Below are 14,730 nucleotides of genomic sequence, written 5' to 3'. Positions count from 1 at the left end.
GTCGGTTCTTCGTCTATCGGGCATGGCGAGGAAACACTCGCTTCGAGGTCGGCATCAGACAGCGCGATGGCCGCGTTGTCGAAATGCGTCGCATCGGCAGCAGGCGATAGCCCGCTTCGTCACGCCGCCCCGTGCAGGCGTGAATCGTGGTTCGAGCCCATAAGCGGGAACATGAGCGGGAACATCTACCCCCCATCGTCATGGCTGCAGCTTGTCACGCTGCACCACCCGTACCATTGGCGCCCCCGCCGCACGCCATTGCCTTTGGCTTCTCACGTCGCAATATCAGGACACAAATTTGGCCCCGCCGCTCCGGGGAGCGCACGGGGCCTGTTGTCGGGTTGTACCCTTGACCGCCGGGAGTGGTTTACCGGCTCTGCTCTCTCGGATTCTCTGTGACACGCAGCCACTGATCCGACCATGGTCTCAAATTGTAAGGGGAAACGACAGGCTCGGTTTGCGGGGCTTTTCACTCAGGAAATGCCGGGCACATGTGCCCGCCGTGGTTCCGTCTCGCTAGCGGAACCTTGTGTAACCGTCCGGTGGAGTCATGCCTCTCCTCCTGTGCCAGTTGTACCACTGTCAGCCTGGTGCTCAACTCGCGTGTCTGCGGCGTCTCGCAGACCGACCCTAGCATGGTGAGGAGCCATCCAGAGAGGCTCGGCATCAGGTAACGCTTGGATTCTACCCCCTGGTTTGACCACGTCAACCACAACATTGTTAGAAGCGTAAAATGTGATCCGATGCCGTCTTTTCAGCGTACGGGCCAAGGCCCGCTCCTGCCACCACGCTGTCAGCAGGTGTTCGATCTTTGTTCTTTTTGACTTGCCCCTCGGCGCCAAAGACGGTTAAACGCTGTGCGGTTTGCGTGGCAGCGCCTCTCGACCGGGCGTCGCGAATACCTACATGAGGGAATGGCCGGGCACCCCCGCCACTCCGAGCAATTCCAGATTTGAGGCGGCGGACCGGGCATGGCCGATCACAAGTACCTTTCCATTCGCGGCGCGCGCGAACACAATCTCAAGAATGTCGATCTCGACCTGCCGCGCGACAGGCTGATCGTCATGACCGGCCTGTCCGGTTCCGGCAAGTCGTCGCTCGCCTTCGACACCATCTATGCCGAGGGCCAGCGCCGCTATGTCGAGAGCCTGTCGGCCTATGCCCGCCAGTTCCTCGAGATGATGCAGAAGCCCGATGTCGACCAGATCGACGGCCTGTCGCCGGCGATCTCCATCGAGCAGAAGACCACCTCGAAGAACCCGCGCTCGACTGTCGGCACCGTCACCGAGATCTACGACTACATGCGCCTGCTGTTCGCGCGCGTCGGCGTGCCCTATTCGCCGGCCACCGGCCTGCCGATCGAGAGCCAGACGGTTTCGCAGATGGTCGACCGCGTTCTGGCGCTGGACGAGGGCACGCGCCTGTTCATCCTCGCCCCCATCGTCCGCGGCCGCAAAGGCGAGTACAAGAAGGAGTTGGCCGAACTTCAGAAGAAGGGCTTTCAGCGCGTCAAGATCGACGGCGCCTTCTACGAAATCGGCGAAGCACCTGTCCTCGACAAGAAGTACAAGCACGACATCGACGTCGTCGTCGACCGCATCGTCGTCCGCCCCGACCTCGCCACCCGCCTGGCCGACTCGCTCGAAACCGCGCTCAAGCTGGCCGAGGGCCTTGCCGTCGCCGAATTCGCCGACCGCCCGCTCGACGCCAGCCAGACCGGCGAGGACTCGGTCAACAAGTCTGCGAACGAAACCCACGAACGCATTCTTTTTTCGGAGAAATTCGCCTGTCCGGTATCGGGATTCACCATCCCCGAGATCGAACCGCGTCTGTTCTCCTTCAACAACCCGTTTGGCGCCTGCCCGGCCTGCGACGGTCTCGGCAACCAGCGCGCCATCGACCCCGCGCTGATCGTGCCGGAGGACCATGTCTCGCTGCGCGAGGGTGCTGTCGCGCCTTGGGCCAAGTCGACCTCGCCCTACTACGCCCAGACGCTGGAAGCGCTGGGGAAAGTCTACGGATTCAAGCTCGGCGACCGCTGGCGCGACCTTTCTGCGGAAGCGCAAGAAGCGATCCTGCGCGGCACCGGCACGAAGGAAATCACCTTCAACTATGACGACGGCCTGCGCTCCTACAAGACGACCAAGACCTTCGAGGGCGTGATCCCCAATCTCGAGCGTCGCTGGAAGGAGACCGAATCCGCCTGGATGCGCGAGGAGATCGAGCGCTTCATGTCGGCCACGCCCTGCCCGGCCTGCGCCGGCTACCGCCTCAAGCCCGAGGCGCTCGCCGTCAAGGTCGGCGGCAAGCACATCGGCGAGGTCACCGAACAGTCGATCCGCAAGGCCAATGCCTGGTTCGAGGCGCTGCCCGAACTGCTCAACGACAAGCAGAACGAGATCGCCGTCCGCGTCCTCAAGGAAATCCGCGAGCGCCTGCGCTTCCTCAACGATGTCGGCCTCGAATATCTGACGCTGTCGCGCAATTCCGGCACGCTGTCGGGCGGTGAAAGCCAGCGCATCCGCCTCGCCTCGCAAATCGGCTCGGGACTAACCGGCGTGCTCTACGTGCTCGACGAGCCGTCGATCGGGCTGCACCAGCGCGACAACGCACGCCTGCTCGACACGCTGCGCCACCTCAGGGACATCGGCAACACCGTCATCGTCGTCGAGCATGACGAGGATGCCATCCTGACCGCCGACTATGTCGTCGACATCGGCCCGGCCGCGGGCATCCATGGCGGCAACGTCATCGCCGAAGGCACACCGCAGCAGGTCATGGCCAACCCGAACTCGATCACCGGCAAATATCTGTCGGGCGAGCTTGAAATCGCTACGCCCGCTTCGCGCCGCGAATTGAAGAAGAACAAGCGCATCAAGATCGTCGGCGCCCGCGGCAACAACCTCAAGAACGTCACCGCCGAAATCCCATTGGGCACCTTCACCGCCGTCACCGGCGTATCGGGCGGCGGCAAGTCGACCTTCCTGATCGAGACGCTGTTCAAGGCCGCCTCGCGCCGCATCATGGGCTCGCGCGAGCACCCGGCCGAGCACGACCGCATCGAGGGCCTCGAATTCCTCGACAAGGTCATCGACATCGACCAGTCGCCGATCGGCCGCACCCCGCGTTCGAACCCGGCGACCTACACCGGCGCCTTCACGCCGATCCGCGACTGGTTCGCCGGCCTGCCGGAAGCCAAGGCGCGCGGCTACCAGCCCGGCCGCTTCTCCTTCAACGTCAAGGGCGGCCGCTGCGAGGCCTGCCAGGGCGACGGCGTCATCAAGATCGAAATGCACTTCCTGCCCGACGTCTACGTCACCTGCGACGTCTGCCACGGCAAGCGCTACAACCGCGAAACCCTCGACGTGCTGTTCAAGGGCAAGTCGATCGCCGACGTGCTCGACATGACGGTCGAGGAAGGCGTCGAGTTCTTCGCCGCCGTGCCCGTCGTCCGCGACAAGCTCGAAACGCTCAAGCAGGTCGGCCTCGGCTACATCCATATCGGCCAGCAGGCCAACACGCTGTCGGGTGGCGAGGCCCAGCGGATCAAGCTCGCCAAGGAGCTGTCGCGCAAGGCTACTGGCAAGACGCTCTACATCCTGGACGAACCGACCACCGGCCTGCATTTCCACGACGTCGCCAAGCTGCTCGAGGTGCTGCACGAACTGGTCGACCAGGGCAACACGGTCGTCGTCATCGAGCACAATCTCGAGGTCATCAAGACTGCCGACTGGGTGCTCGACCTCGGCCCCGAGGGCGGCGACGGCGGTGGCGAGCTGGTGGCGGCAGGTCGGCCGGAAGACATCGTCGGCGAGCCGCGCAGCTACACCGGCCAGTTCCTCAAGGAGTTGCTGGAGCGCCGCCCGGGCGGCAAGCGCGAGGCGGCCGAGTAGGCTGCCTCACTCCGTCGGCTGCGAGCTTTTTCCCGCCGCGGCCGGCGCCGGCTTGCCGACGGGCCTCAAAATCTTCCAGTGGCTGTAGAAGATCGCGTTGATCTTCTCGACCAGCGTCGAGACGACCGAGACCAGGAACGACAGCAGCCCCGGATACGGTGTCGGCCGGACGATGTCCATGAACACGCAATAGCGGCGAGCGTCGTACTGGTTGACCGAGCGATGGATCAGCGTGTCGTCAAAGATGTAGAGCGGCTCGTTGTGCCAATAATGCTTCTGGTTTCCGCATTCGATGAAGATCTGATCCGTCTTCACCGGCGACAGGTTGTAGAGCACCCTCAGCGTCAGCCTGAGCGGGCCATAGTGGAACGAGGTCGACTCGCGGCCCGAGAACACCGACACGGCGATGGTCTTGATGAAGCGGAACTCGCGCTTGAACTCCTGGATGTTGTGCGGGTTCTCCTTGCCGTACCATTTGAACACATACATGCCGCGCCGCCCGGCCTCGAACACTTGGTCAATGTCGCCAACGATCTCGTCCTTGCGCGCCCGGAACGTGTCGAGCACGAAGTCGAGTTCCTCACGCCATTCCGGCGGCATGTCGTCGAGCTTGTAGACGCCCTTGTTGCGGTGGCTGAGAAGGTCGATGAGCAGGTTGAATGGCGACAGCAGCCAGGTCGGAATGCCGTTGCCGAGAAAGTAACGCTCGAACACCATCGCATCGCGCCGCGTGTTACGCATGACGTCGATCAGCCCGGTGCAGAGGAAGAACAGTGTGACGAAGGGTATGAAGTAAAATCCGGCGGCCAGTGCCAGTGCGGCGATGGCAAGTTTGCGGACAATGCGTTTGGACATGCTCATGATCGCCCCAAGAATGGTGAAAGATGCACGAATAGACCCCGTGCACAGACATAGGCGGATGGGCGGCACTTGAACAGCGGGATTTCTACCTGTCGGCAAATGCCGAAACCTATTGCAACCGGGACAGCGCCTGCGGCCGGGACGCATGAAATCGAATGACAGGCGGCATGGTCTCGACGACCAATCTACCAGAGGGGACGAAGAAATGACCAATTCAGGAACAATCCGCGCCGGCATGGGCGGCTGGACGTTCGAGCCGTGGGATACGTCCTTCTATCCGGACAAGCTTTCCAAGGCCAAGCAGTTGCAATTCGCCAGCCGGCAGGTGCCGACCATAGAGGTCAACGGCACCTACTATTCCAGCTTCAAGGAGCCGACCTTCCTCAAATGGGCAACGGAATCGCCCGACGGTTTTGTCTTCTCGCTCAAGGGCAACCGCTTCGTCACCAACCGCCGCGTGCTCGGCGAGGCCGGCGAGTCGATGATGCGTTTCCTGGGCTCGGGCATCGTGGCACTCGGCGAAAAACTCGGGCCGATCCTGTGGCAGTTCGCCCCGACCAAGAAGTTCGACGCCGATGATTTCGAGGCGTTCCTGAAGCTCCTGCCCGAAAAGCAGGACGGCGTTCCGCTTCGCCACGCGGTCGAAGTACGGCATGATTCCTTTATCGTGCCGGAATTCGTCACGCTGGCGCGTAAGTACAATGTGGCGATCGTCTATGCCGACCACGCCACCTATCCAGCCATATCAGACGTGACAGGCGATTTCGTCTACGTGCGGCTACAGACCGGCAGCGACGACAACGCCGACTGCTATACATCAGCAGGACTGGACGAATGGGCCGCGCGTGCAAAAATCTGGGCTGCAGGCGGCGTGCCGGCCGACCTGCCCCGCGCTTCACCTGACACCGAGGCACCGGTCAAGCCGCGCGACGTCTTTGTCTACTTCATCACCGAGGGCAAGGTCCGCGCCCCGTTTGGCGCGATGGCGTTGATGAAGCGGCTGAACGGGGGCTGAACGGACGCGGAAAGCCCTTCTGGCGGGAAAATCATCCGGCCAGTTCCCCAAGCACCTCGCGCAACGCCAGTGGCAGATCCTCGGCGATCAGGCCCGGCCCAAACCGCCGTGCCGCCTCGGCATGCATCCACACGGCGGCACAGGCCGCCTCGAAGGGTGGCATCGCCTGGGCGAGCAGCGCCGCGACGATGCCCGACAGCACGTCGCCCGAGCCGGCGGTCGCCAGAAGTGGCGTGCCGTTGGCGTTGATCGCCGCGCGCCCGTCGGGTGCGGCGATCACCGTGTCCGGTCCCTTGTAGATGATGGTGGCATTGGCCCGTTGCGCGGCAGCCCTTGCCCGCTCGAGCTTGGAAAGCGCGCCGTCGGCGGCAATGTCGGTAAACAGACGGCCGAACTCGCCATGATGCGGCGTCAGCACCAATGCCGGACCATTCGGCCGTTTCGCGGCCTCGAAGAAGGCCAGCCGCCGATGCGCCAGCGAGGTGATGCCGTCGGCGTCGAGCACCAGCGCGCCGAAACGGCCAGCCGCGTGGGTGATCAGGTCGAGCGCGAAACGGCCAACCTCCGGCTCGGGCCCGAGCCCCGGCCCATAGACCAGCACCTCGGGCTTGCGGGCATCGAGAAAGGCCTGGGCATCGTCGAGCGTGTCGCAGCGCCTCAGGATGATCGAGGTGAGATGGGCAGCATTCGCCGCCAGCGCCCCGCCCGGCGACAGCAGCGTCACCGCCCCCGCCCCGGCCCGCGCCGCAGCCATGGCCGACAGGCGGGCAGCACCCGTCGCCGACACCCCGCCGGAGAAGACCCCGACATGGCCGCGGCTATATTTGTGCGCGTCGTTGGCCGGCGATGGAAAATGCCGCTGCCACAGGCCCGGCTCGTTCTCGAAGCAGCATGCGCCCGTGGCGGCGATCGTCGCGTCCGCAATGCCGATGTCGGCCACGACGACGTCGCCGCACTGCGCCCTGCCCGGCTGCAGCAGGTGCCCGGGCTTCTTCCGTGCGAAGGTCACGGTCGCCACGGCCTTGAACGCGCCGCCGAGTATCGTCCCGCTTGCCCCGGACACGCCGGACGGCAGGTCGACCGCCACGACAGGCAGAGCGGCGGCATTGGTCTTTTCAATTGCCGCCAGCACTTCGCCGGCAAGCGGCTTGGACAGGCCGGCGCCGAAAAGCGCATCCACCACCAGCGAGCCCGGCATGGGGTCGAAGGCGGAGAGCGGCTCGGGCGGAACAGGACATTCGGCAGCGGCAAGTGCGGCATCGCTGCCCGGGCGTGGCTCAGCCATAGCAAACAGCCGGACCGCGACGCCAGTTTGGTGCAGCAACCGCGCCACCACATAGCCGTCGCCGCCATTATTGCCCGGCCCACACAGAATGTGCACCGACTGGGCAGCCGGAAACCGCGCAAGGATGAGGTCGGCAATGGCGCCGCCTGCCCGCCGCATGAGCCCGATCCCGTCGGCCGTTCCGGCCGCGATCGTCAGCCGATCCGCCTCTGCCATCTCGGTCGGAGTCAGTAACTCGAATGCCATGGTGCCAACCCGGAAGATTTTCTGCATAAGAGAGGTAGCACGGCGGGACCGCCGACCGGAACAAGATCTGGCGCCAATCGCGCAGCTGGCGCGCACAATTCTCGTGCACGACGCCTATTTTTTGAGCACAAGAACTCCACAACCAACGACTAAATTTTGTGCGCCGGCATGAGGCCATTGAAATCTCCCACGCAAAGAGGGCCTATTGGCCCGGTTGCCGTCCAGACCACCCGAATCCGTTGCGGTCGAGGCAACTGGCACACTTCGTGCATGAGAGATGCGCGAGTGGGATTTTCACCCAGAATTTTCGGCAGTGGAGGCCAGTATTCACATGAAAAAGATCGAAGCGATCATCAAGCCGTTCAAGCTCGACGAAGTGAAGGAAGCGCTCCAGGAAGCCGGCCTGCAGGGCATCACCGTTATCGAGGCCAAGGGCTTTGGTCGCCAGAAGGGGCACACCGAACTCTATCGCGGCGCCGAATATGTCGTCGACTTCCTGCCCAAGGTGAAGATCGAGGTCGTCCTCGGCGACGACGCGGTCGAAGCGGCGATCGACGCGATCCGCAAGGCCGCCCAGACCGGCCGCATCGGCGACGGCAAGATTTTTGTCTCCAACATCGAGGAAGTCGTGCGCATCCGCACCGGCGAGACCGGCATCGACGCCATCTGACGCCTCCCCGACCCCAGTTCTCGTCCCAACGTCATCACAAGGGAAAATTGATATGACGACAGCCAAAGACGTAATGAAGCAGATAAAGGACAACGACGTTAAGTTCGTTGACCTGCGCTTCACCGACCCGAAGGGCAAGCTCCAGCACGTCACCATGGACATCGCCGAAGTCGAGGAAGAAATGTTCGCCGATGGCGTCATGTTCGACGGCTCGTCCATCATTGGCTGGAAAGCCATCAACGAGTCCGACATGGTCCTGATGCCCGACCTGGACACGGTCCACATGGATCCGTTCTTCGCCCAGTCGACCATGGTCATCCTCTGCGACATTCTCGATCCGGTTTCGGGCGAAGCCTACAACCGCGACCCGCGCGGCATCGCCAAGAAGGCCGAGGCCTACCTGAAGTCGGAAGGCTTCGGCGACACCGTCTATGTCGGCCCGGAAGCCGAGTTCTTCGTCTTCGACGACGTCAAGTACAAGGCCGATCCCTACAACACCGGCTTCAAGCTCGACTCGACCGAACTGCCGTCGAACGACGACACCGACTATGAGACCGGCAACCTCGGCCACCGTCCGCGCGTCAAGGGCGGCTACTTCCCGGTTCCGCCGATCGACAGCTGCCAGGACATGCGCTCCGAGATGCTGACCGTGCTGTCGGAGATGGGCGTGCGCGTCGAAAAGCACCACCACGAGGTGGCAGCTGCCCAGCACGAGCTCGGCATCAAGTTCGACACGCTGGTCCGCAACGCCGACAAGATGCTGATCTACAAGTATGTCGTGCATCAGGTCGCCAACGCCTACGGCAAGACGGCAACCTTCATGCCGAAGCCGATCTTCGGCGACAACGGCTCGGGCATGCACGTCCACATGTCGATCTGGAAGAATGGCAAGCCGACCTTCGCCGGCAACGAATATGCTGGTCTGTCGGAAAGCTGCCTGTACTTCATCGGTGGCGTCATCAAGCACGCCAAGGCGATCAACGCCTTCACCAACCCGCTGACCAACTCCTACAAGCGTCTGGTCCCTGGTTATGAAGCGCCGGTCCTGCTCGCCTATTCGGCGCGCAACCGTTCAGCGTCCTGCCGCATTCCGTTCGGCAACTCGCCGAAGTCGAAGCGCGTGGAGGTCCGCTTCCCCGATCCGGGCGCGAACCCCTACCTCTGCTTCGCCGCACTGCTGATGGCCGGCCTCGACGGCATCAAGAACAAGATCCACCCCGGCCAGCCGATGGACAAGGATCTGTACGACCTGCCGGCCAAGGAACTGAAGAAGATCCCGACCGTCTGCGGCAGCCTGCGCGAAGCACTCCAGAGCCTCGACAAGGACCGCGGTTTCCTCAAGGCCGGCGGCGTCTTCGACGACGACCAGATCGACAGCTTCATCGAACTGAAGATGGCCGAGGTCATGCGCTTCGAAATGACCCCGCACCCGGTCGAATACGACATGTACTACTCGGTCTGATCGCTTTCAGACCCAAGGAAAACCCCGGCGCGCGCCGGGGTTTTTTTTGTTTTACGACCGGGCCGGAATGCCGCCGCTCAGATGTTTTTTGAGCCCATCTGGTCGGCTATGTAGTCGGCCTGGCGAATGGCCAGAGTCACGATGGTCAACGTCGGGTTCTCCGCGCCGCCGGTGGTGAACTGGCTGCCATCGGACACGAACAGGTTCTTGATGTCGTGCGTCTGGCCCCATTTGTTGACCACGCCGTCCGACGCCTTCTCGCTCATCCTGTTGGTGCCCAGGTTGTGGGTCGACGGATAGGGCGGTGTCGGGAAGGTGCGCGTGGCGCCGACCGCCTCATAGAGCGCCTTGCCTCGGCCGTAGGCATGATCGCGCATTGCCACGTCGTTGGGATGGTCGGTGAACGAAACATCGGGGATCGGCATGCCGTACTTGTCCTTCAACTCGCCATGCAGCTTCACCGCGTTCTGCTCCTGCGGCATGTCTTCGCCGACGATCCACATGCCGGCCATGGAATCGTAGTGATCGAGCGCCGTGGTGAACGAACGGCCCCAGGCACCGGGGTCGAGGAACGCCGCCATGAAAGGCAGACCCAGCGACAGCGTCTCGAGTTCGTAGCCGCCGACGAACCCGCGCGAAGGATCATGTGGGGCCTCGTCGCGGATGATGCCGGCCATGATCGTGCCGCGCCAGAAATGCACCGGCTTGTCGAAGATGGCATAGACCGAGCCGGTGGTATGGCGCATGTAGTTCTTGCCGACCTGGCCGGACGAATTGGCGAGGCCATCGGGGAACTTCGCCGACGCCGAATTGAGCAGCAGCCTCGGGCTTTCGATGGAGTTGCCGGCGACGCAGACAATGCGGGCCCTCTGGCTCTGCAGCTTGCCGTCCTTGTCGGCGTAGACGACATTGCTGACCTTGCCATTGTCATCGTGCTCTATCTTCAGCACCTGGCTGTTGGGCCTGACTTCCAGCTTGCCCGTGGCCTCGCCCTTCGGGATCTCGGTGTAGAGGGTCGACCATTTGGCGCCCCACTTGCACCCCTGGAAGCAGAAGCCGGTCTGCTGGCAGAAATTGCGGCCGTCGCGCTCGGCCGAGTTGATGGCCATGTGACCGGTGTTGCACTCCTTGTAGCCGAGCTTGTCGGCGCCCGCCTTGAACACCTTGAAATTGTTGTTGCCGGGCAGGCCTTCGATGCCGTTGGTGCGGGTCACGCCCATCTTGTCCTCGGCCTTGGCGTAATAGGGCTCGAGGTCGGCGAGCGAAATCGGCCAGTCGAGCAGGTTCGCCCCCTCGACCTTGCCGTAATGCGTCGCTGTCTTGAACTCGTGAACCTGCAAGCGCAGCGAGGCGCCGGCCCAGTGCGTGGTCGTGCCGCCTACCGCCTTGACGATCCAGGCAGGCAGGTTCGGAAAATCCTTGTGCACGCGCCAGCCGCCGCCGGTGGTGCGGTTGTCCAGCCAGGCGAGCTGGCCGAAGGAGGCCCATTCGTCGTTGACGAAGTCCTCGTATTCGACGCGCGGACCGGCTTCGAGAATGACGACGTCGATGCCCTTCTGGGCAAGTTCGTTGCCGAGCGTGCCGCCGCCAGCACCGGAGCCGATGATGACGACGACGCCATCGTCGTTGAGATCATAAGGTGCAGCCATGATTTCCTCCCAGAGACTGCGGAAAGACCCTGACCAGAGGCGACAGCCTCCTCAGAGCCAGTCGATGTCGTTGAAGCCGCGGTTGATGTATCCCCCTTTCGAGTAGGATTCGCCCTGATAGCCGAAGATCGGCCATACATCCTTCTGGTTGTAGAGGCCGACGACGAGGCCTCCCCTTATCGCCTGGAAGAATGGCGTCTCCTCGATCTGCCTGAGCACCGCCACCCGCTCGTCTTCCCACCCGAGTCCGGTGTAGCCGCCCGCGCCGGATTTCTGATCGAGGTCGGCGATGCCCTTTTCGATCAGTTCCTTGTGGGCGGGATCCTTGGCGGCGAGTTCGTCGTGGCTCTTGATGGCGATGGCGTAGTACCGGTCCGGCACTTGGTCATGCGGGTAGACGTCGCGCGCCATCTGGATGAGGGTGGCGATGGTTTCGGGCTTCAAGGCCGTGGATTCGAGCCCCCAGGATTCGCTGGCGCTGAGGACGGCCGACCCGCTGATGATGAACAGGGCGCCGGCCGCACTGCCGCGCTTGAGCAGTTCGCGTCGCGACAGGCCTGACCTGCCCTGATAGATGGTCACCATGATTTTCCTCCCTTGCTGGCTATGCGCCTCCGGCGCTTGGCTGGCGCGGCGCTCCCCCGCCGCGGCGTGTTACTTGTATCGGCCTCCCCGCTGCAGCACCTCGATCTTGTAGCCGTCGGGATCTTCGATGAAGAAGAAGCGGGCAAGAGGTGTGCCACCCGGCGCGAAGTCGACGATGTCCTTGGGGCTGAGGCCGGCAGCGACCAACCTCTCGCGTTCCGCCTCGAGGTCCGCCACCGACACTGCGAGATGACCGTAGCCGTCACCCAGCGCATAGGGCTCCGTTCGCCCCTTGTTGACGGTCAACTCGACCTCGAATTCGGTTTCCGGATTGCTGAGGTAGACGAGGGTAAAGGTTTCGAAATCGAGACGATCCGCAATTTCCAGGCCGAAGGCGGTACGGTAGAATGAAACCGAGCGCGCTTCGTCCAGAACGCGCACCATGGTGTGAATTGCTTTCGCCATTAGACCTCCTGGTAGGTTTGGGCTGTGGGATTATGAAACTGCGCGGCTGCGAATGGTGGCAGCCCGCTACCACGCCTCTAAAGAGAATCCGGGCTACGCGCCAACGAAACTCATGTTGCGGTAGCCGGCGCTCGGGCCGATGATGCAAGTGGACGCCACACCGGCGGCAGCGCCCGGGCGAGCCATCGGGAGGAAGGAAATGTGCAGGGTATTTGCCGGACAGGACCCGACAGTCTATCGGCAGATCAACCGGTCGATCAGGCTCGCCGGGCATTCGACCAGCATCCAGCTGGAGGCCACGTTCTGGGACCTTCTGGACGAGATCGCCGCCTCACAGCATCTGACGACGCCGAAGTTCATCTCCAAGCTTCATGACGAGGCCATCGAGATCAACGGCGAGATCCCGAACTTCGCCTCCATGCTGCGCACGACCTGCGCGCTCTATCTGCGTGGCCACAGACCAGCGAGCGGAGAGATGTAGGCGCTCGCTCCTTGAAACGAAAAACCCGGGGTCGCCCCCGGGTTCTTGTTCATTCGACTGATTGAAGAACTCAGGCCGCAGCCTTGGTCTCGACGCTGGTTGGCACCGTCGAAATGGTCTTCAGGATCTGCGAGGCGATCTGATAGGGGTCGCCCTGCGAGTTCGGACGACGATCCTCGAGATAGCCGCGATAGTCGTTGCGCACGAAGCTGTGCGGCACGCGGATCGAGGCACCGCGATCAGCCACGCCCCAGGTGAAGACATTGATCGAAGCAGTCTCGTGCTTGCCCGTCAGGCGCAGGTGGTTGTCGGGACCATAGACGGCAATGTGGTCTTCGCGCGCCTCGGCGAATGCCGCCATCAGCGCCTCGAAATAGGCCTTGCCGCCCACTTCGCGCAGATACTCGGTCGAGAAGTTGGCATGCATGCCCGAGCCGTTCCAGTCGGTGTCGCCCAGCGGCTTGCAGTGATACTCGATGTCGATGCTGTACTTCTCGGTCAGGCGCTGCAGCAGGTAACGGGCGAGCCAGATTTCGTCAGCTGCCTTCTTCGAGCCCTTGCCGAAGATCTGGAATTCCCACTGGCCCTTGGCCACTTCGGCATTGATGCCCTCGTGGTTGAGGCCGGCATCCAGGCAAAGGTCGAGATGCTCCTCGACGATCTGACGGGCGATGTCGCCGACATTCTTGTAGCCAACGCCGGTGTAGTACTCACCCTGCGGGGCCGGGAAGCCATGCTCGGGGAAGCCGAGCGGGCGGCCGTCCTTGTAGAAGAAATACTCCTGCTCGAAGCCGAACCAGGCACCGTCATCTTCCAGCACGGTCGCGCGGGTGTTCGACGGATGCGGCGTCACACCATCCAGCATCATCACTTCGCACATGACGAGCACGCCATTCTTGCGCGCCGGATCGGGATAGACGGCAACGGGCTTGAGCACGCAATCGGAGCTCCGGCCTTCCGCCTGCATGGTGGAGCTCCCGTCAAACCCCCACAGCGGAAGCTGCTCGAGCTTGGGGAATTCGGCGAACTCCTTAACCTGCGTCTTGCCACGAAGGTTTGGCGCCGAATATCCGTCCAGCCAAATATACTCGAGCTTGTATTTCGTCATGCTAACCTCTCATCGAAACGCGTGCGGCCATTGGCGGCCGCGATGTCGAGGTTAGAAAAGCAAGGCTCGTGCCAGTTTCAGAAAGGCGTCAAATTCGCCCACTGCGCAGCCTGCCGAGCAAAAGCCTGCACAAAAATCAGGCAGCATGAGGCGCACCGCCAGCCAATCTGCACAACAGGCGTGCTCCCCGGCCCGGCAGGCCAGAGCGGCCCAGGTCAGGCCGCCTTCAGTGCCTCGAGAAGCGCCACCGCTGCAAGCATGTCGCGCTTGCGATTGGCGCGGCGGGCGACGGCCTCGGAATCCTGGCCCCAGTGCTCGATCTGCCAGTCCTCGTCGACATGGGCCGCGGCCCATGCTTCCTTGACGTCGAGTTCGCCCATCTCGACCGCAAGGGCCAGAAGTGCCGAGCCGGTCAGCGTCGTCATGACGTGAAGGGCTGCCAGCCGCATCGGCTCGGCGCGCTGCGACAGGTGAACGCCAAGTGCCGCGATCGCCTCGCGCGGCTGGTCGACATGCATCACGCCCTCGGCCAGCACGAAACGCGCACCGAGCGACGTGCGCGCCCAGTCGAGAACCGGGTCCCACGCCTCGTTCTGGAGCTGGACCAACTTTTCGGGGCTGTCGGCGCGGTAGCAGAGCAAATCGGACGAAGCAAAGCGCAGGATGTCCTCGAGCACTGCCTGCGGGTCCGTCGCGACACCGTCGATGGCCGTGTTGACCAGGCGCAGCACCGGCATGGTGAAAGGATCGATGTTTTCGCCCTGGGCGGAGAACTCGTCGGCGACGAGCTGTGCAGCCGCCGCCGTCGGCAGCGCCAGAAGCGCCCTGCCCGGCGTGCGCACCGACTTGCCATCGAGCTGCACGGCGTAGCTGCCATCAACCTCAGCAACCCCGGCGTTTTCATAGAACCGTTTCGGCAGCGGCCGGTGCAGCGTGCTTTGCGCACGGCGGATCGGATCGGGATCGGACAGCATGTCGCCGGCTTCAAGGTCGCTCAGAATGTCACGCAT

Annotated in this window: 12 protein-coding genes; 5 read left to right on the top strand and 7 right to left on the bottom strand. The window is 63.1% G+C overall.

Translation table 11 applies throughout. The annotated features are described in order from the left end of the window. Window positions 1-971 precede the first annotated feature (971 nt). The gene (gene uvrA / locus ABSY17_RS12835; protein WP_378951094.1) at window positions 972-3,893 is read left to right on the top strand and encodes an excinuclease ABC subunit UvrA; all 2,922 of its coding nucleotides are present in this window, start codon (window positions 972-974) and stop codon (window positions 3,891-3,893) included. Window positions 3,894-3,899: 6 nt separating this feature from the next. Here uvrA and ABSY17_RS12830 read toward each other — a convergent pair whose 3' ends face one another. Beyond that, window positions 3,900-4,754 carry an aspartyl/asparaginyl beta-hydroxylase domain-containing protein gene (locus tag ABSY17_RS12830; RefSeq protein WP_378951091.1) on the bottom strand — a complete coding sequence of 285 codons (855 nt, stop codon included), beginning with the start codon at window positions 4,752-4,754 and terminating at the stop codon, window positions 3,900-3,902. Between the two features lie 205 nt (window positions 4,755-4,959). Here ABSY17_RS12830 and ABSY17_RS12825 point away from each other — a divergent pair, with 205 nt between their 5' ends. Beyond that, the gene (locus ABSY17_RS12825) at window positions 4,960-5,769 is read left to right on the top strand and encodes a DUF72 domain-containing protein (protein WP_378951088.1); all 810 of its coding nucleotides are present in this window, start codon (window positions 4,960-4,962) and stop codon (window positions 5,767-5,769) included. Between the two features lie 31 nt (window positions 5,770-5,800). Here the strand turns inward: ABSY17_RS12825 and ABSY17_RS12820 are convergent, their stop codons facing one another. Then, complete coding sequence (locus tag ABSY17_RS12820; RefSeq protein ID WP_378951085.1) at window positions 5,801-7,300, bottom strand: NAD(P)H-hydrate dehydratase; 1,500 nt, start codon at window positions 7,298-7,300, stop codon at window positions 5,801-5,803. Between the two features lie 331 nt (window positions 7,301-7,631). On the opposite strand from ABSY17_RS12820, the gene ABSY17_RS12815 reads away from it, so the two are divergent. Beyond that, window positions 7,632-7,970, top strand: coding sequence for a P-II family nitrogen regulator (locus ABSY17_RS12815; RefSeq protein WP_378951082.1), 339 nt, complete (start codon window positions 7,632-7,634; stop codon window positions 7,968-7,970). Between the two features lie 52 nt (window positions 7,971-8,022). Then, window positions 8,023-9,432: a type I glutamate--ammonia ligase gene (glnA, locus tag ABSY17_RS12810; RefSeq protein WP_378951079.1), complete on the top strand. Its 1,410-nt coding sequence runs from the start codon at window positions 8,023-8,025 to the stop codon at window positions 9,430-9,432. A 77-nt stretch (window positions 9,433-9,509) separates the two neighbouring features. Here glnA and ABSY17_RS12805 read toward each other — a convergent pair whose 3' ends face one another. The 3 genes from ABSY17_RS12805 to ABSY17_RS12795 all read right to left on the bottom strand — a co-directional run bounded on the left by ABSY17_RS12805 (window position 9,510) and on the right by ABSY17_RS12795 (window position 12,131). Beyond that, complete coding sequence (locus ABSY17_RS12805; protein ID WP_378951076.1) at window positions 9,510-11,081, bottom strand: GMC family oxidoreductase; 1,572 nt, start codon at window positions 11,079-11,081, stop codon at window positions 9,510-9,512. Between the two features lie 51 nt (window positions 11,082-11,132). Beyond that, on the bottom strand, window positions 11,133-11,666 hold the full coding sequence (locus ABSY17_RS12800) for a gluconate 2-dehydrogenase subunit 3 family protein (RefSeq protein ID WP_378951073.1): 534 nt from the start codon (window positions 11,664-11,666) through the stop codon (window positions 11,133-11,135). A gap of 69 nt (window positions 11,667-11,735) precedes the next feature. Beyond that, window positions 11,736-12,131, bottom strand: coding sequence for a VOC family protein (locus ABSY17_RS12795; protein ID WP_378951070.1), 396 nt, complete (start codon window positions 12,129-12,131; stop codon window positions 11,736-11,738). Between the two features lie 199 nt (window positions 12,132-12,330). On the opposite strand from ABSY17_RS12795, the gene ABSY17_RS12790 reads away from it, so the two are divergent. After that, window positions 12,331-12,612: a ribbon-helix-helix domain-containing protein gene (locus tag ABSY17_RS12790; RefSeq protein WP_378951067.1), complete on the top strand. Its 282-nt coding sequence runs from the start codon at window positions 12,331-12,333 to the stop codon at window positions 12,610-12,612. 70 nt (window positions 12,613-12,682) lie between these two features. Here the strand turns inward: ABSY17_RS12790 and ABSY17_RS12785 are convergent, their stop codons facing one another. Together ABSY17_RS12785 and ABSY17_RS12780 are read right to left on the bottom strand one after the other, a co-directional pair. Further along, window positions 12,683-13,720, bottom strand: a complete 1,038-nt coding sequence (locus tag ABSY17_RS12785; RefSeq protein ID WP_378951064.1) for a glutamine synthetase beta-grasp domain-containing protein — start codon at window positions 13,718-13,720, stop codon at window positions 12,683-12,685. Between the two features lie 215 nt (window positions 13,721-13,935). Next, window positions 13,936-14,730 (bottom strand): ATP12 family chaperone protein, encoded by a 795-nt coding sequence (locus ABSY17_RS12780; protein ID WP_378951061.1) that lies wholly within the window; start codon window positions 14,728-14,730, stop codon window positions 13,936-13,938.

It is taken from the genome of Mesorhizobium sp. ANAO-SY3R2 (assembly GCF_042466635.1).
Lineage (GTDB): Bacteria > Pseudomonadota > Alphaproteobacteria > Rhizobiales > Rhizobiaceae > Aminobacter.
The sequence above is the reverse complement of the archived record's forward strand: the minus strand, read 5'-3'. Positions and strand labels throughout refer to the sequence as shown.